We start from the raw sequence: 18121 nt of genomic DNA on the forward strand, positions 1-18121 counted from the left end.
CGCAAAAAGAGGACAGAAAAATAATTTACGTGCAAGAAGATATCCGGTACGCCGCCACGGCTCCATTTAAAACCGGTCCTCACTTTTCGGACAAAGAATCGAGCGGATAAAGCGGATTATGGGGCAGATAAAATGCAATCTGCGTAATTTTCAGTGCAAAAGCGTGCATTTTTCCGTTCGAATCGCAACAAGCATGTGATTTTTTTATAGCTTTGCCTACACATAAAGAAAAACACTTTTATCATATAAAAACACTTTATTTATGAAATCACTTCAATGCAAGTCGTTTTTTCTGTTGGCTGCTCTCCTCATCTCCCTGCCCTCTTTCGGACAAGGGTTGAAAGCATTCAAGCTGAAGAACGGTCTTTCCGTATATATATGGGAAGACAACACGAAATCAGACGTCTATGGCGCAGTTGGTGTACGCACCGGTTCGGTGAATGATCCGGAACAATATACCGGACTGGCACACTACCTGGAGCACGTGATGTTCAAAGGTACCGACAAAATCAGCACGCTCGACTGGGCTGCCGAAGAGCCTATCTACAAGCAAATCATCGCCAAATACGACGAGATGGCAGAGGAAACCGACCCCGCACAAAAGGAAGCCATCAGCAAGGAGATAAACGAACTGACCATCGAGGCCGGCAAAGTGAGCGTCTCCAGCGAATTCTCCAACCTGATGGAAAGCATGGGAGCCAAAGGGCTGAATGCGGGAACCAGTTACGACTACACCATCTACTACAACTCTTTCCCCGCCTATCAAATCAACAAATGGCTGGAAATCTCTTCCCAACGCTTCATCAATCCGGTGTTCCGCACCTTCCAGTCCGAACTGGAGACCGTATATGAAGAGTACAACCGCTCGCAAGACAATCCGGGCAGAATGCAACAGGAGTTCCTGTTGAACAAAGCGTTCGAAGGACACCCCTACTCGCGCTCCGTCATCGGCCTGCCGGAACATCTGAAGAATCCCCGTTTGAGCAAGCTGATTGAGTATTACAACACGTGGTACACGCCGGAGAACATGGTACTGATTCTGGTGGGAAACGTCAACGCACGGCAAATCAGCGGACGCATCAATGCCGCATTCGGCCGTCTGGCTCCCAAAAGCATTCCCGAACGGAAGCAGTATCCCGACCTGGACATCAAAGGCCGCACGCAATACAACGCAAAAATAGGCTACTACCCCAGCGTGTATCTGGTGTACAAAGGAGTACCGTCGGGACATCCGGACGAAAAGGCGCTGAAGATAGCCATGGAACTGCTCGCCAACAACAGCAACACCGGTACGCTGAACAAGCTGGTCATCGACGGCGAGCTGACCGGCGGAGCAGCCTTCCCGCTGACCTTCCGCGAGCAAGGACGCAACGTAGTGAACCTGATTCCCCTGTACGACGAGAACCAGCGCCGCTTCGAATCCAACAAAAGCGCCGAAAAGAAAGCGTTGAAAGCCATCCAGCAGATTGCCAACGGCGAATTTGAAGACTGGGCGGTAGAGGCCATCAAGAACAATATATGCCGCGACTACGACCTGCAGATGGAGTTCAACGAAAACAGAGCCAACGAATTGATGGACGCCTTCATCAACGAGGCAGACCTGGGCAAGGTGCTGAACTACAAAGACGAAATCATGGCGATAACCCACGACGACATCAAGCGCGTAGCCAAACAATACCTGTCCGACAACTACCTGGCACTCTACATCGACAAGGGCAACAGCAAAGACGAGAACAAAATCAAAAAGCCGGGCTACAAGCCCATCGAACCTCCGGTAGGCAAACAATCGCTCTATGCCACACAGTTCAAGAACATGCCCATCGGACACGTGGACGAGAAGTTCATCGACTTCAGCGACGTGCAGACGAAGCAACTGAACGACCGCTCCAAGATGCACTACACCCTGAACCCGGAAAACAACATCTTCAGCCTGACCCTGAGATACGGCGTGGGCGAACGCGAATTCCCCAAACTGGGCATCGCCGCCGACCTGATGAACAATGCCGGCATCATGGGCACCTACGAGCCTCAGCAGCTGAAAGAGGAGTTGAGCAAGCTCAACGCCACCTGCTCCGTAAACGCGGACGAGGACTACCTCTACATCACCATGCGCGGCTACGAAGAGACACTGCCGCAAGCCTGCCAACTGCTGGCACGCCAAATCCTTATGCCGAAGCTGGATGACAAACAGCTGAGCCGCATCAAAGGTTCTATCTTAGGAAGCCGCCAACAGCGCAAAGAGAATGTCAGCCTGCTGGCAAACGCCCTGACACAGTACATCCGCTACGGAGAGAAGTCGAGCTACATCGACGAACTGACCGACAAGGAAGTTTATGAATTGCAAATCTCCGAACTGACGGGCGACATCAACCGCGCCGCCAACTACGAAGCCGAAATCTTCTACTGCGGAACGCTGCCTTTCGACAACGCCTACGACATCTTGAGCAAGAACCTGCCCCTGGTTGCCAACGAACGCCCCAGCCAGTCGCCGCAAGACCGACCGCTGGCACCGGTAACGGAGAACACCGTCTATTTCCTGCCCAACGCGAATGCCGAACAGGCACAAATCTCCTTCTACCTGCCCATGCAGGCGTATGACAAGAAGGACGACGTGCTGCGCGATGCCTTCTTCCAATACTTCTCCGGAGGTTTCAACGGATTGGTCATCAACGAAATCCGCGAGAAACGCTCCATGGCCTATAGTGCCGGCGCAGCCATCATGACGCCCGAAATCACCGGAAACCCGACTTGCATGATAGGAAGCATCGGTACGCAAAACGACAAGGCGAACGATGCGGTTGACGTGTTCATGGAACTCATCAACAACATGCCGGAGAATGCGGAACGCATCGACAACATCAAGAGCTACATGCGCCAAGAGGCCCTGAGCTCGCATCCGGAGTTCCGCTACAAGGCACAATATCTGAAACGATTCCAGCAAATGGGCTACAAGGGCGACCCCGCCGAAGAGAACCTGCCCAAAATTGACGCGCTGACTTTCAATGACATCGTGAAGTTCTACAAAGAGCACATCAAAGGAAAGCCCTACGCCATCGGCATCATGGGCAACCCGAAATCCATCGACCTGAAGAGACTGGAAAAATATGGCAAAGTCGTAAGACTGACCGAACGGAAGCTGTTCAACACAAAAGACACGCTGTTCTGATAAAGAACGGTGTGAGGTAAAGAGGGAAGTGTGCAAAAGCCGATGCCACACACTTCCCGGACATAAATGACACAGATTTTCTCCATGAATCTGTGTCATTTTGTGTTTGAAAAAACTCACTTCTAAGGCGGAAACTTTGCCAACACAGGAGAAAAACTTCATCTCAGCCGCTGAGATGTATATCTCCGCAGGCGGGATGCACATCTCAGCAGGCGAGATATACATCTCGCGCCGCGAGATGAAGTTTATGCAGCGGCTTCAATAAGTTTATAGCGGGAGTAATGACTTTTTTCATCGGGAGAGAAAAGAGTTTTCTACGGGGAGGGGATAAGAGATGAAAAGCCGATACTCCTCCCCCTTAATTCCCGTAAACGAAAAAGCCGTAAAACCCGAATATAATAAGTCCTACAAAATTTGGGCGGCAATCGATAATTCATTATTTTTGTACTCCTAATCCCTAGAAAACAAATTCGTAATAGGCAACCATGATTAATAATTTATATCTGAATAGTTTCACATGCTTTGAAGAGTGCAATCTTGACTTCTGCAAAGGCATCAATGTTTTTATAGGCCGTAACGGCACGGGGAAAACCCATCTAATGAAATGTCTTGCAGCTTTGATGAAGGCCAACTTGCTTTTCACACAGTCAAGTTCCAAGACAAAAGATAAATTCGGAGACCTGTTTACGGAAAAACTGCTTGGATATTTCAAACCGGACACATTAGGACATCTGGTGTATAAATACGGAACCGGATCCGCATCTGTAAGAATCACATTGGATACCGGCGAACTTACCTGCACTTTCAGTGAAAAGGCATCGTTGGCAAAGTCCGACAACAACGCTTATATAGAGCAGCCGCATTTTATATACATCCCTCCAAGAGAAATGTTTTCATTGTTCGAAGGCTTCATTAGCTTGTATGAAAAAAGAGAAATCTCATTTGACGAGACTTACCTTGATTTGGCAAAAGCCATGGATGCGGCACCATTGAAGAATGAAGCTCTAAAAGAGGTTCAGGACATGCTTGCCCCTGTGCTGAACAAGTGGAACATAAATGTGGCAAGAAAAGGAAACCGTTTTTATGTAATTGACGACGGCAAGGAGTATGAAGCGCATCTGGTGGCAGAAGGATTGCGAAAGATGGCTACCATATTGTATCTCTGCATCAATGGAGAGCTGAAGCCGGGAAGCATCTTGTTCTGGGACGAACCGGAGTCAAACATGAACCCTACCTTGATTTCAATCATAGTAGATCTTCTGGTGGAAATGGCAAAAAAATACGGAGTGCAGACATTTGTGTCCACGCATGATTATCTGCTGTCGCATAAACTGTCAATGATGGCAGAGTACGCTCCGGAGGAAAGTCCTGAAATGCGCTTCTTCAGCCTGTACAAGACAGGACACAAAGTGGAAGCTGAAGTAGCTGACAAACTGATAGATGTAAACCATAATCCGATATTGGAAGAATATTCGGCATTCTTTGATTTGGAAAACGAATATATGAACAGATACAATGAAAGAGTATAATGAAAGCGGACTCCTGTTCAGATTCGGCGATCAATGGGAAGTATATCAATTGGACAAGGAAGCCGATTACCGGGAAAAGATTTGTAAGCTGGTACCCGAGACCAAAAGCATAGATTTTATCGGATTCAATGAGACCGGTAACATTTTACTTTTTATGGAAGTGAAAAGTTTCAGAGGCTACGGCAACCGTACAAACAGACAGCGTCTGACAGGTGAAAGCGATGATATTACAATGGAAGTGGCCCAAAAGGTCCGGGATTCGCTGGCTACAATCATAGGAGGTGCAAGGCATTCGACCAACCTGCCAGACAAGTGGAAAAAATATATAGAACACTTGAATAAGGGAAAGGCCCTGAAAGTGATAGCCTGGGTAGAGTTGGACGTTTCGACCACAAACCTCCTAAGACGGGCAAACGTCAATATGAATACTCGGGAAAAAGAATTAAGAAAGCGTTTGAAATGGCTTACTTCGGACGTACAAATACTGAATACCCAAAACTACAACAAAGAATGGGAAGGCATGGAAGTGTCACAGCCCAACTGACCAACCGAAAACGAGGCTATTCATTGAAATAATCCCGTTTTCGGTTTTTCCTCTTTTTCTTCCTACTCATGCCCCGACAGAATGGGCAGACAAATCCTATACTTCACCGACAAGATGCGGGCAAGGAACACCGACGAACCGCCTATGATTTGACAAAGGAAGGACTCCAAACCGAGAAAATGGCACAGCCAGTAGATGGCTCCTCCCACCACGCAAGCCATTGCATAAATCTCCTTTCGGAATATCAGTGGAATCTCGTTGATCAAGACATCGCGTATCACACCGCCCGCCGCACCGGTGATGCTGCCCATGATGATGGCCACCCAGAAGGGATAGTCCATGGAAATGCTCTTGTTTACACCTACCACCGTGAAGAGTGCCAGACCGATGCTGTCGAATATGAAGAAGGTATTGTTCAGATGGATGAGGTATTTTCCGAAAAGAATCACCCACAACAAGGCAAGTCCCGTACAAATCAGGTAAATAGGGTCGGTCATCCAGCCCGGCGTGACATCCAGCAGCAAGTCACGTATCGTACCACCGCCAATGGCGGTCACAAACCCTACCACATACGCGCCAAACCAATCGAACTTTTTGGCGGAAGCCAGACGTATGCCACTGATGGCGAAAGCGAACGTACCTATAAAATCGAGTATCTGAACAAATGTAGGCATGACCATATTGAAAGTAAGTATTTAAAAATTAAACATTAAACATCAATTATCTAGAATTAGAAAGAGTGCTATTTTCAACAAGCACTCAAAATAATGGGCAAAGTAACAAATAATTTCCCTAAGAAAGCGTATTTTTGCTCCATCATTTTTCATCAATTACAACAATGAAAGTAACCATCGTATCGGGCGCACGTCCCAACTTTATGAAAATAGCTCCCCTTTGCCGAGCCATGGATGCCGTCAAAGAGGCGGGAAAGAAGATTTCCTACCGCATCGTATATACCGGTCCGCAGAACGATGCCTGTCTGGACGCCTCGCTCTTCTCTGACCTTGCCATGCGGAAACCGGACGCCTATCTGGGTGTCAGCGGAAACAACCATTCGCAGGTCGCCGCCGCCATCATGCTCGCTTTTGAAGAAGAGTTGGACAACCATCCCGCACAAGTGGTATTGGTTGTAGATGACATGACCGCCACCATGAGTTGTGCCATCGTCGCCAAGAAACGGGGGTTGAAAGTGGCGCACGTCATTGCCGGCACACGCTCGTTCGACATGAATATGCCGCGCGAGGTGAACCGCACCATCGTGGATGCCATCTCCGACTACCTCTTCACCGCCGGCATGGTGGCCAACCGCAACCTGAACCAAGAGGGAATGATACCGGAATACATCCACTACGTGGGAAACATACTGATTGACACCATCCGCTTCAACCGCCACCGGCTGATTCAGCCGATATGGTTCTCCACTCTCGGACTGAAGAAAGGAAACTACCTGCTGTTCACCCTCAACCGTCGCGAGCTGCTGGCAAAGAAACCCGTGCTGCAAACCCTCCTGCAAACCTTGATTGAAAAGGCGGACGGCATGCCCATCGTAGCCCCCCTGCACCCCTACGTGCAAAACGCCGTGAAGGCATTGATGCCGGACGTTTCCAACCTCCACATCCTGCCCCCGCAGAGTTATCTGCACTTCGGCTTCCTCATCAACCAGGCACGGGGCATCGTGACCGATTCGGGCAACATCGCCGAAGAGGCCACCTTCCTTGATGTGCCCTGCATCACCCTCAACACCTATGCCGAACATCCCGAGACCTGGCGCATCGGCACCAACGAACTGGTAGGCGAAGATGCCACCGCCCTCTCCGACGCCCTCGACAAACTGCTACAAGGCGAATGGAAACACGCCACCCTACCCGACCGCTGGGACGGACGGACAGCAGAACGCATTGTGCAGACACTGGTGGAGGGATAGTGAGAAGAGTAACGAGTGATAGGTGATTGGCTGTTTAGTTCTGCCGCTAACCACTTATCACCTATCACACCTATCACCTTTATCACTTATCACTATTAATAACCACGGCTCTCTTTACGGAAGCTAGAGGAGTTAAAAGGAGTTATCAGCCTACACATCGACTTAGGAGTTAAAGCCAATCCCCCCCCTGCAACGGCACCATACACAGAAGTGTCGTCTTTAGCTCCTTTAACTCCTAATAAAGCGAAGCGAAGTGATAACTTCTTTAACTCCCGTAAATGAAAAAGCCGTGATTAATAACTTCTTTTTTCTTCCCTGATAAACATTCATATAGGGTAATTTATTAACTTTGCAACCTGAACCATTGTGAATATATGAAGCTATTAACTATAAGAATCGCGATTCTTTGGCTGTTTCTGATTGCCACTATGGGCGCATCGGCCCAGATTAAGGGGGTTATTACAGACTCCCTCACGAACGAACCGTTGATGTATATCACAGTACAATACGAAGGGAAAGGCGTAGGTAGCATCTCCAATGCAAATGGCGAATATCAGGTTGAGACCCGCAAAGGATGGAACGAACTGACATTCTCCGCCATAGGATACGTCACTAAGAAAGTAAAGTTTGCCCCCGGCACCAAAGTATTGAACGTCAAACTCCAATCAGACGACATACAGCTTTCCGAAGTGGTGGTCAAGCCTAAAAAGGAGAGATACTCCCGCAAGAACAATCCGGCCGTGGAGTTCATGAAAAAAGTCATCGAGCACAAAAAGGCGTTGAAACTGGAAGAGAACGACTACTACCAGTATCAAAAGTACGAGAAGATGAAGATGTCGCTCAACGATGTCACCCCGGAGAAGATGGAGAAAGGAATCTACAAGAAATTCTCCTTCTTCAAGGACCAGGTGGAGCTGTCGCCCAAGACTAACAAAATGATTCTGCCCATCTCCATCAAAGAGACGGCCAGCAAGACCATCTACCGCAAAAGCCCCAAAAGCGAAAAGACCATCATCGAAGGTATGAACTCCACCGGTATCGAAGAGTTTTTCAACACCGGCGATATGCTGGGCACCATCTTGAACGATGTCTTCTCCAACGTCAACATCTACGACGATGAAATCCGACTGCTGCAACGCCACTTCATCAGTCCTATCGGCAAGGGAGGCATCAGTTTCTACAAATACTACCTGATGGACACGATTATGGTGGACAAGCAAGAGTGCGTACACCTGACCTTCGTGCCACAGAACCCACAGGATTTCGGCTTCACGGGACACCTCTACGTGGTGAAAGATTCCACCTACGCCGTGAAGAAGTGTACGATGAACCTGCCCCAAAAGACAGGAGTCAACTTCGTGGAAAACCTTGACATCGTGCAGCAATACGAACAGTTGCCCGACAGCAACTGGGTGCTGACCGATGACGACATGACCGTGGAACTGCATTTCGTAAAGGGCATACAGGGCCTGGAGGTGCAACGGACCACCAAATACAGCAATTATCAATTTGAGGAGATAGAACAACGCCTTTTCCGCTTGAAAGGAAGTGTCATCAAAGAGGCGGACATGCTTGCCAAAAGCGACGAGTATTGGGCGAAAGTGCGCCAAGTGCCCCTCACCAAGAAGGAAAGCACGATGGACATCTTCATGAACCGCATCGAACAGATACCCGGCTTCAAGTATGTCATCTTCGGAACCAAGGCGCTGATTGAGAACTTTGTGGAACTGGGCGGGAAAGACCATCCCAGCAAAGTGGATTTAGGTCCCATCAACACCATAATCACAAGCAACTACGTGAACGGCACGCGCTTCCGCTTGAGTGCGATGACCACCGGAAACATGCACCCGCATTGGAGCATTAGCGGCTACGGTGCCTACGGAACCAAGGACAAGAAGTGGTTCTACTCGGGCGAACTGGCCTACTCGTTCAACAAGCGGGACTATGTGTTGTGGGAGTTTCCCAAGCACTACCTCGCCTTCAAATACACCTACGACGTGATGTCTCCCATGGACAAGTATCTGATGACGGACAAAGACAATATGTTTGTGGGTTGGAAGTGGGCCACCGTGGACCAGATGTCCTACATGCGCGATGCCACACTGACGTATGAACTGGAGACCAATACCGGCTTTTCGGTTTTAGCCATGGCACGCCACCGCAACGACCAGCCCGCCGGCATCCTGCAATATTGGAAGAACGACGGTACCACGCCCGGCGTATGGGACCAGCAGAACACATTTGTGCACGACATCACCACCACCGAACTGGGTGTGACCCTGCGTTACGCCCCCGGCGAAACGTTTGTCAATACCAAGCAACGCCGCGTACCTGTATCACTGGATGCCCCGCTCTTCACCCTCTCCCACACCATGGGATTCAAAGGAGTATTGGGAGGAGACTACAATTTCAACCTGACGGAAGCCAGCATCCGCAAACGGTTCTGGTTCGGTTCGTGGGGCAAGATAGACGTCACGGCACGTGCCGGCGCACAATGGAACACCGTACCCTTCCCCTTGCTGAACCTGCCGATGGCGAACCTCTCCTACATCACACAGAACAACGAGTCGTTCAACCTCATCAACAACATGGAGTTTCTGAACGACCGCTACGCATCGCTCGCCCTGAGCTACGACATGAACGGAAAGCTGTTTAACCGAATCCCGCTCATCAAGAAGCTGAAATGGCGCGAACGCTTCCGCCTCCGTGGATTGTGGGGTACGCTGACCGACAAGAACAACCCTTATAAAAACCATAACTCCGACCTCTTCCTCTTCCCCACCAGAGAGGGAGTCGCCACCAGCCACGTCATGAACAAGACGCCCTACCTGGAAGCGAGTGTCGGCATATACAACATCTTCAAGCTGGTACACATCGAGTATGTGCGACGCTTGACCTATACCGATATTCCCGGTATCAAAAAAGGCGGAATACGGTTTATGATATTGACAATGTTTTAAGATTTATGATTTAATCAGCCGAAGGCATTAAATCTGAAATCATAAATCATAAATCCAAACTTTTATGCAACCATTAGCAGAGCGACTACGACCGAAGACATTGGACGAATACATCGGGCAGAAGCATTTGGTAGGCCCAGGCGCGGTGCTGCGCAAGATGATTGACGCGGGACGCATCTCCTCGTTCATCCTTTGGGGACCTCCGGGCGTAGGGAAAACAACCTTGGCGCAAATCATCGCCAACAAACTGGAGACTCCTTTCTATACCCTTAGTGCCGTGACCAGCGGCGTGAAGGACGTGCGCGAAGTGATAGAGCGTGCCAAGAGCAACCGCTTTTTCTCACAGGCAAGCCCCATCCTGTTCATCGACGAAATCCACCGTTTCAGCAAGTCGCAACAAGACTCTCTGCTGGGGGCGGTGGAGCAAGGCATCGTCACGCTGATTGGCGCCACCACCGAGAACCCGTCGTTCGAAGTCATCCGCCCGTTGCTGTCGCGCTGCCAGCTCTACACGCTGAAATCATTGGAACAAGATGACCTTCTGGAACTGCTGCAACGTGCCATCACCACCGACATCGTACTGAAAGAAAGAAAAATAGAGCTGAAAGAGACCACCGCCATGCTCCGCTTCAGCGGCGGGGATGCCCGCAAACTGCTCAACATCCTCGAACTGGTGGTGGAATCGGAAGCCAAAGACTCTGTCGTCATCACTGACGATATGGTGACCGAACGACTGCAACAGAATCCGCTTGCCTACGACAAGGACGGGGAAATGCACTACGACATCATCTCGGCCTTCATCAAATCCATCCGGGGCAGTGACCCCGACGGTGCCATCTACTGGCTGGCACGCATGGTAGAAGGTGGTGAGGATCCTGCTTTCATCGCCCGCCGCCTCGTCATCTCCGCTTCCGAAGACATCGGTCTGGCAAACCCCAACGCCTTGCTGCTTGCCAACGCCTGCTTCGATACATTGATGAAAATAGGCTGGCCCGAAGGACGTATCCCGCTGGCAGAGACCACTATCTACCTCGCCACCAGCCCCAAAAGCAATTCGGCCTATATGGCCATCAACAACGCGCTGGAACTGGTACGCCAAACGGGCAACCTGCCCGTCCCCCTGCACCTGCGCAACGCCCCCACCAAGCTGATGAAGCAGCTGGGCTACGGCGAGAATTACAAATATGCCCACAACTACCCCGGCAACTTCGTCAAGCAGCAGTTCCTGCCCGACGAACTGAAGAACCGGCGCATCTGGGAGCCTCAGCAAAATGCCGCCGAACAGAAGCACAAGGAGCGGATGCAGGCGTTGTGGGGGAAAGAGAGGTTTTAACTGCGATAGAGTGATGATATGATAATTTTAAGACGCGGATTGAGCGGATTTATTCTTTTGATTTTTATCCGCTAACCGAAGAGCCGCACAATCTGCGTCCGAAAGACAATCCTTAATATTGAACCGTTATGAAGATAGTAGTTTTAGACGGCTATGCCGCCAATCCCGGAGACCTCTGCTGGGACGAATTGAAAGCATTGGGTGAGTGTACTGTTTATGACCGAACCGCGCCCGCGGAAGTGTTGGAACGCTCGGCAGGAGCGGAAATCTTGTTGACCAACAAGACCGTAATCACCGCCGAACACATCGCGGCGTTACCCGAATTAAAATACATCGGCGTGCTTGCCACGGGATATAACATCGTGGATGTCACCGCCGCCAAGGAGCACGGCGTCATCGTCACCAACATTCCGGCTTACAGTACCGATTCCGTTGCCCAGATGGTTTTTGCCCACATCCTGAACATCGCCCTGCAAGTGCAGCACCATTCGGAAGAGGTACACAAGGGACGTTGGACCGACAGCAAGGATTTCTGCTTCTGGGACACACCGCTCATCGAGCTGCACGGCAAGAAAATCGGCATCGTCGGATTGGGACACACCGGCTATGCCACCGCCCGCATCGCCATCGGATTCGGCATGCAAGTGTATGCCTACACCTCCAAAACACACTTCCAGCTTCCTCCCGAAATACATAAGATGGAGTTGGACGAGCTTTTCCGCGAATGCGACATCATCAGCCTGCACTGCCCCCTCACCGACTCCACCCGGGAGATGGTGAATGCCGAACGCCTCCGCCTGATGAAGTCCACCGCCATCCTCATCAATACCGGACGCGGTCCGCTCATCAACGAACAAGACCTTGCCGACGCGCTGAACAACGGCACTATCTATGCCGCGGGCGTGGACGTGCTTTCTCAAGAGCCTCCCCGTGCCGACAATCCGCTGCTCACCGCCAAAAACTGCTACATAACGCCTCACATTGCCTGGGCAAGTACGGCAGCACGCGAACGCCTGATGCAGATTATGCTGGAAAACATCCGGGCATACCGGGAAGGGAAACCCGTAAACGTGGTAAACAAATAAGGATATGGAAAATCTGCTGTCATCGCCTTTGCCGGCAGAGACACCCCCATCTGCGCTGGAACCGATGCTTGCAGGTTTCATATAAACAGCAGCCTAAAAAAATCAGGCACGAATTATATGGTTTTTCACGGGTGATAATAAAACCCGTAATTTTCCGTATAATCCGTGCCTGATTGCTGTTGTTCAGACAACCTTTCTCCTTTTGATACACTTTCGGTATATCTCCTCAACCTGTCGGTGTCCTTGTACAGGACACCTCAGGCAGGAGATCAGGAATTAGTTGAATATGTAGCGGATGCCGACTTGCATTCTCCAGCATTCACTGTAATTCTGATAAGTGTCGTAGGTCTTGGTAGGATATTCGCCATTGACTTTATACATAGAGAAGACCGGAGTCAAATCTGTTTCACTGGCTACTCCTTCGTACTTCAAGATACGTCCGTTGTTTGAAACTGCATTTGTCTTGGAGATACCCCATTTAGAGTTAATCAAGTTACCCACATTCATAATGTCGAAGCTCAACTGGAAGCTGTGTTTCGTCTTTCCAATCTTGAATGAGAAGTCTTCCATCAAACGGAAATCGAAACGGTGTACCCACGGAGCGCGGGCAGCATAAGCCTCGGCATATTGTCCTTTGTGATTTCTCAAATAGGAATCTTGTTCTACAAACTTCCAGAAAGCGGCGCGGTCTTCTTCAGACTTGAATTTGATTTCGCTGTCGTTCTTCGGAATATACATCAAGTCGTTGTTGATGCCATCACCATTCATATCGTTGGTATAGCAGAAGCTGTAACCATTGGAAGAATAACCGGAATAGAACAAATTCAGGTGTGTACCACGAAGCAAACCTTTATATTTGAACGGAATGTAATAGTTTACGGAAGCAATCACCTTGTCGGGAATTACATAACGTGAACGCTGAACAGTACCGAAGTTAGGACCATCAACCGTCATCAATCCTTGCCAAGTAGAAACAGGGTCGTTACCGGGCATACCGCTCACTTCTTTCGACTCGGTATGCGTATAAGCCAACATCACATTCAAGTCCTCAATGGGCTGGGCATTCACCGTGAAGTTAAAAGTATAGCCATGGCCTTTGGAAGTATTATCAAGGATAACAGCATTCTTGCCATTATAATGAGCAAAATCACTTGTATATTGTACATTATTATCCGATTTATTATAAGGAGAATAAGAATAAACTATACGGTTATCCGCACCATTAAAGCGCTGCATACCCGTATGAATCAGGTCATTGCTTACATTTCCATCAGCACCTTTGGTTACCTTAAGATATTTCCAATCATCAAAATTCTTTATATTGATGTTGTTGATAGTAACAGCATTGATATTCTTTGTAAACATGAACTCACCCGTTACGGTCAGAGGGAAAGATACCGGCACCTGATAATCCACCGCAATAGAAGATTTCCATACCTGCGGCATTTTGAAGTTATCGGCCACACCGGAAATTTTACTACCTGCAACATGGTTCTCAAGTGTAGTGGGCAAATTGAATTTCCTGATGATTTCATCCATATCGGTAATCATACCGCCTGCCAACTGATCCAGACGAGAATCGTGTCCAAGCACCGCATTGGTTCCTTTTTCATAAGTAGTCTTGAACTGTACAGAGTTCTGCACCATATTGGAGTTGGTCGGCATATTGGTAAAGAACACCAAAGGCAGACGTCCGGTAAAGATACCCGTACCGCCACGCACTTTCAACGACTTATCGCCGAGTACATCCCAAGAGAAACCTACACGCGGAGAAATCTGCATTCTTGAATCGGGCCATTTGCCAGTATCAATATGCTTTCCGTCAAAGTCCAGCTCATAGATGGCATTGTTCCGCTGGATATCCTTATTGTCAAACATCAAGTCATCGAAACGGACACCATAAGTCAGTTTGAACTTGTTGGTGATGTCCCACTCATCCTGCGCATAGAAGCCAATCTGGTTGAAGGTTACCTGTGCGTTCGGATTCTTCTCGCCGTTCCAGCCGTAGGTAATGGCGAATGATTCGGGAGCGGCACCATTCAAGAAATCATCCAAGCTATTGTAACGGTAATACCCTGTAGCGTTACGCATATAGGCATTGTTGGCGAACTGGTGCTCGAAGTTGAAACCGGCCGTTAACTTGTGGCTACCTATAAAGTAGGTAAAGTTGTCCGTAATGCTGGTGATTTTGTTTTTTACACCGTTGTTCCATGTAAACAACTCATAACCGGCACTCATGTAAGGCTCCAGAATCTGTTGTCCGTTCTCGTCCTTACCGGCCATGATGTCGATGAAGGGGAACGGAGCGGAATTAGAGCCACGCATATCCTGAATATCGGTATAAGTGAACAGCAACTGATTGGAAATTTTATCCGTGAAGCGACTATTCAGGTCGGCTGCCCAAGACTGTACCTTGTTATCCATGGAGTACATACTATTGGCGAATGCCATAGACTGCGTACCTACACGGTAAGTACCATTTAAACGCAAACCTGTATCGGAAGAGTTTCCGTTAGGACCGTTCCAAGCCACGTTCTTCGTATTGTTGTAGCGCAAACTCAAACGGTGACGGTCGGTGATGTTCCAGTCAATACGAGCCAAAAGTTTCGTGTTCTCTTCGTCGGCGGGGAAGTTGGTATAAGAACCGGTATTGTAACCGTATTTGTCTTTCAGATGCTTGGAAACCTTCTCCATATCCGACTTCAAGGTACGTGACACCATACCTTCCACCTTTTCGCCGTCCTCGCGCGCACGATACTTAATTACTTCACCCGGAGTCTTTTCCTTCTCATAGTTCACGAAGAAGAACAGCTTGTTCTTGATAATCGGGCCACCCAATGTGAAACCGTAGGTAGTCTTCGACTCATCGGCACGGGCACCCAGGTCTTTTCCATTGATGCGGTTACCGCGCATATCCTGGTTACGGTAGTAAGTGTATGCCGTACCCTTGAAAGTGTTGGTACCCGACTTCGTGATGGCGTTGACACCACCGCCGATGAAGTTCGTCTGGCGGACATCAAACGGAGATACCACTACCTGCACCTCTTCAATGGCATCCATGGAAATCGGATTTCCGCCACCCGGCAAGGCATCGCTCAGACCGAAGTTGTTGTTGAAGTTGGCACCGTCAATCGTGAAGTTCGTGGAACGTCCGTCACCACCGGCAAAGCTCATGCCATTGGCGTAGGGAGAAAGACGGGCGATGTCGCTGATGCTGCGGTTCACGGTAGGAAGCTGTGTGATTTGTGTAGAGGAGATGTTGGTGGTGGCACCGGTCTTCTCTGCCGCAAACTTAGTCTTTGCTGCCGTCACCACAACCTCATTCAGCAATTCCGAAGATTCTTTCATCTCTGTATTCAGGTTATATACCTCACCCAGCTGGAGAGTGATGTCCTTATAAAGAACTGTCTGAAAACCGATATAGGAAATCTCAATCCGATAAGGACCGCCGGTACGCATACCTTGAATGGAGTAGCGTCCATCTACGTTAGTCACTGTACCATAGCGTGAACCGGAAGGTTCGTGTATGGCCTGAATGGTAGCACCGATAATCGGCTCATTGCCTGCCTCTGTCACCTTTCCAGCCATAGAGGCGGTCGTTACCTGTGCATTTACCCCTACAGCTGCCAATAAGAGCAGCACCGTCAGAATAGCACTCATTCTCTTTAACATAATACTTTTTAATTTAGTTAATTAAAGTGTTATATATCTCAAAACGCCACAAAGATACGCAAATTAATATATAAACATGTTGCATAACCATTACATTTTTTAAGGATTCGTGCTATTTAGAGGAATTATTGATATTTGAGAGCCCTGTCAAGAATAAAAAAGAACCGTATCACACTCTGAAACAGAGCTTGATACGGTTCTTATTATATTATTAAGGTGCATCGTACACCTTCCTGTCAATCTTCCATCAGTTTCCGATAGCGTACACGTGTCGGTTCTTCCTTGCCCAGACGTTTCTGCTTGTTCTCTTCATATTCGGAATAGGAACCTTCGAAGAAGAATACGTTTGAATCTCCTTCAAAAGCCAGGATGTGCGTACAGATACGGTCCAGAAACCAACGGTCGTGGCTGATGACCACGGCACATCCGGCAAAATCCTCCAAACCTTCTTCGAGGGCACGGAGCGTATTCACATCAATGTCGTTGGTAGGCTCGTCAAGCAACAATACATTTCCCTCTTCCTTCAGACAGAGTGCCAAATGCAAACGGTTACGCTCACCGCCGGACAATACGCCGCACAACTTCTCTTGGTCGGCACCTGAGAAATTAAAGCGGGACAGGTAGGCACGCGCATTGATGTCGCGTCCTCCCATACGAATCAGGTCGTTGCCACCGGAAATCACCTGATAAACGCTCTTGTTGGGGTCGATGTCTTTATGCTGCTGGTCCACGTATGCCACCTTTACCGTTTCTCCCACTTCAAACTCACCCTTGTCCGCCTTCTCCAATCCCATGATAAGACGGAACAGCGTGGTCTTTCCGGCACCGTTAGGACCGATGATGCCCACAATGCCGTTGGGCGGCAGCATGAAGTTCAGGTCATCGAACAGCAGCTTGTCGCCAAACGCCTTCGCCACATGCTTCGCTTCAATCACCTTATTGCCCAAACGGGGACCGTTCGGGATGAAGATTTCCAGTTTCTCTTCCTTCTCCTTTACATCCTCGTTCAGCAGCTTGTCGTAGGAGTTCAGACGCGCCTTTCCCTTCGCCTGACGGGCTTTGGGCGCCATGCGTACCCATTCCAACTCGCGCTCCAACGTCTTGCGGCGCTTGCTGGCACTCTTCTCCTCCTGCTCCATGCGCTTGGTCTTCTGTTCCAGCCAACTGGAATAATTGCCTTTCCAGGGGATGCCCTCGCCACGGTCCAGTTCCAGAATCCATCCTGCCACGTGATCCAGGAAGTAACGGTCGTGGGTAACGGCAATTACCGTACCCTCATATTGCTGCAAATGCTGCTCCAGCCAATCGATGGACTCCGCATCAAGGTGGTTGGTAGGCTCGTCCAGCAAAAGAATATCGGGCTTCTGCAACAACAGGCGACAAAGAGCTACGCGGCGACGTTCACCTCCCGAAAGATGTTCCACCGACTGGTCTTCGGGCGGACAGCGCAAAGCATCCATCGCACGCTCCAGCTTGCTGTCAAGATTCCACGCATCGGTGGCATCAATGATATCCTGCAGTTCTGCCTGACGGGTGAAAAGCTTGTCCATCTTATCGGAGTCTTCGTAATATTCGGGAAGCCCAAACTTCTGATTGATTTCTTCGTATTCAGTCAGCGCATCCACAATCGGCTGCACACCTTCCATCACTACCTCCTTCACGGTCTTCGCTGGGTCAAGATACGGTTCCTGCGCCAAATAGCCCACTGAATATCCCGGTGAGAAAACCACCTCGCCTTGATAGGAGTTGTCCAACCCGGCGATAATCTTCAGCAAGGTTGACTTACCCGAACCGTTCAAACCGATAATACCGATTTTCGCTCCATAAAAGAACGAGAGGTAAATATTCTTCAACACCTGTTTATTGTTCTGCTGAATGGTCTTGTTCAGCCCCACCATAGAGAAAATG

General features: G+C 49.3%; 11 protein-coding genes. 8 read left to right on the forward strand and 3 right to left on the reverse strand.

Features of this window, described 5'->3' with window-relative positions; genetic code table 11:
* Nucleotides 1-262 precede the first annotated feature (262 nt).
* The 4 genes from K2G43_RS04715 (at nt 263) to K2G43_RS04730 (ending at nt 5239) form a co-directional block, all read left to right on the forward strand.
* Nucleotides 263-3166 carry a M16 family metallopeptidase gene (locus tag K2G43_RS04715; protein WP_300153218.1) on the forward strand — a complete coding sequence of 968 codons (2904 nt, stop codon included), beginning with the start codon at nt 263-265 and terminating at the stop codon, nt 3164-3166.
* 136 nt (nt 3167-3302) lie between these two features.
* Complete coding sequence (locus K2G43_RS04720) at nt 3303-3431, forward strand: hypothetical protein (RefSeq protein WP_300153222.1); 129 nt, start codon at nt 3303-3305, stop codon at nt 3429-3431.
* A 220-nt stretch (nt 3432-3651) separates the two neighbouring features.
* Nucleotides 3652-4695, forward strand: a complete 1044-nt coding sequence (locus K2G43_RS04725; protein ID WP_297644806.1) for an AAA family ATPase — start codon at nt 3652-3654, stop codon at nt 4693-4695.
* Complete coding sequence (locus K2G43_RS04730) at nt 4682-5239, forward strand: hypothetical protein (RefSeq protein WP_297644804.1); 558 nt, start codon at nt 4682-4684, stop codon at nt 5237-5239. The genes K2G43_RS04725 and K2G43_RS04730 overlap by 14 nt, the downstream gene beginning before the upstream one ends.
* 62 nt (nt 5240-5301) lie before the next feature.
* On the opposite strand, the gene K2G43_RS04735 is transcribed toward K2G43_RS04730, so the two are convergent.
* On the reverse strand, nt 5302-5913 hold the full coding sequence (locus tag K2G43_RS04735; protein ID WP_297644802.1) for a trimeric intracellular cation channel family protein: 612 nt from the start codon (nt 5911-5913) through the stop codon (nt 5302-5304).
* A gap of 164 nt (nt 5914-6077) precedes the next feature.
* Between K2G43_RS04735 and wecB the strand changes: the two genes are divergently transcribed.
* The 4 genes from wecB (at nt 6078) to K2G43_RS04755 (ending at nt 12541) form a co-directional block, all read left to right on the forward strand.
* On the forward strand, nt 6078-7163 hold the full coding sequence (gene wecB / locus K2G43_RS04740; protein ID WP_297644341.1) for a UDP-N-acetylglucosamine 2-epimerase (non-hydrolyzing): 1086 nt from the start codon (nt 6078-6080) through the stop codon (nt 7161-7163).
* 428 nt (nt 7164-7591) lie between these two features.
* Complete coding sequence (locus K2G43_RS04745; RefSeq protein ID WP_297644343.1) at nt 7592-10123, forward strand: DUF5686 and carboxypeptidase-like regulatory domain-containing protein; 2532 nt, start codon at nt 7592-7594, stop codon at nt 10121-10123.
* A 64-nt stretch (nt 10124-10187) separates the two neighbouring features.
* Complete coding sequence (locus K2G43_RS04750) at nt 10188-11456, forward strand: replication-associated recombination protein A (RefSeq protein WP_297644339.1); 1269 nt, start codon at nt 10188-10190, stop codon at nt 11454-11456.
* Nucleotides 11457-11584: 128 nt separating this feature from the next.
* Nucleotides 11585-12541 carry a D-2-hydroxyacid dehydrogenase gene (locus K2G43_RS04755; RefSeq protein WP_300153226.1) on the forward strand — a complete coding sequence of 319 codons (957 nt, stop codon included), beginning with the start codon at nt 11585-11587 and terminating at the stop codon, nt 12539-12541.
* Nucleotides 12542-12817: 276 nt separating this feature from the next.
* Here K2G43_RS04755 and K2G43_RS04760 read toward each other — a convergent pair whose 3' ends face one another.
* Together K2G43_RS04760 and ettA are read right to left on the reverse strand one after the other, a co-directional pair.
* Nucleotides 12818-16213 carry a TonB-dependent receptor gene (locus tag K2G43_RS04760; RefSeq protein WP_300153228.1) on the reverse strand — a complete coding sequence of 1132 codons (3396 nt, stop codon included), beginning with the start codon at nt 16211-16213 and terminating at the stop codon, nt 12818-12820.
* A 236-nt stretch (nt 16214-16449) separates the two neighbouring features.
* Nucleotides 16450-18120, reverse strand: coding sequence for an energy-dependent translational throttle protein EttA (ettA, locus tag K2G43_RS04765; protein WP_300153230.1), 1671 nt, complete (start codon nt 18118-18120; stop codon nt 16450-16452).
* Nucleotide 18121 lies beyond the last annotated feature (1 nt).

Source organism: Bacteroides sp. (assembly GCF_029057325.1).
Classification (GTDB): domain Bacteria; phylum Bacteroidota; class Bacteroidia; order Bacteroidales; family Bacteroidaceae; genus Bacteroides.

What these genes read in the sequence shown, in the direction of transcription:
- K2G43_RS04750 (WP_297644339.1), top strand. Translation starts at nt 10,188, where the DNA reads ATGCAACCATTAGCAGAGCGACTACGACCGAAGACATTGGACGAATAC.
- K2G43_RS04730 (WP_297644804.1), top strand. Translation starts at nt 4,682, where the DNA reads ATGAAAGAGTATAATGAAAGCGGACTCCTGTTCAGATTCGGCGATCAA.
- K2G43_RS04715 (WP_300153218.1), top strand. Translation starts at nt 263, where the DNA reads ATGAAATCACTTCAATGCAAGTCGTTTTTTCTGTTGGCTGCTCTCCTC.
- K2G43_RS04755 (WP_300153226.1), top strand. Translation starts at nt 11,585, where the DNA reads ATGAAGATAGTAGTTTTAGACGGCTATGCCGCCAATCCCGGAGACCTC.
- wecB (WP_297644341.1), top strand. Translation starts at nt 6,078, where the DNA reads ATGAAAGTAACCATCGTATCGGGCGCACGTCCCAACTTTATGAAAATA.
- K2G43_RS04760 (WP_300153228.1), bottom strand. Translation starts at nt 16,213, where the DNA reads ATGTTAAAGAGAATGAGTGCTATTCTGACGGTGCTGCTCTTATTGGCA.
- K2G43_RS04725 (WP_297644806.1), top strand. Translation starts at nt 3,652, where the DNA reads ATGATTAATAATTTATATCTGAATAGTTTCACATGCTTTGAAGAGTGC.
- K2G43_RS04745 (WP_297644343.1), top strand. Translation starts at nt 7,592, where the DNA reads ATGGGCGCATCGGCCCAGATTAAGGGGGTTATTACAGACTCCCTCACG.
- K2G43_RS04735 (WP_297644802.1), bottom strand. Translation starts at nt 5,913, where the DNA reads ATGCCTACATTTGTTCAGATACTCGATTTTATAGGTACGTTCGCTTTC.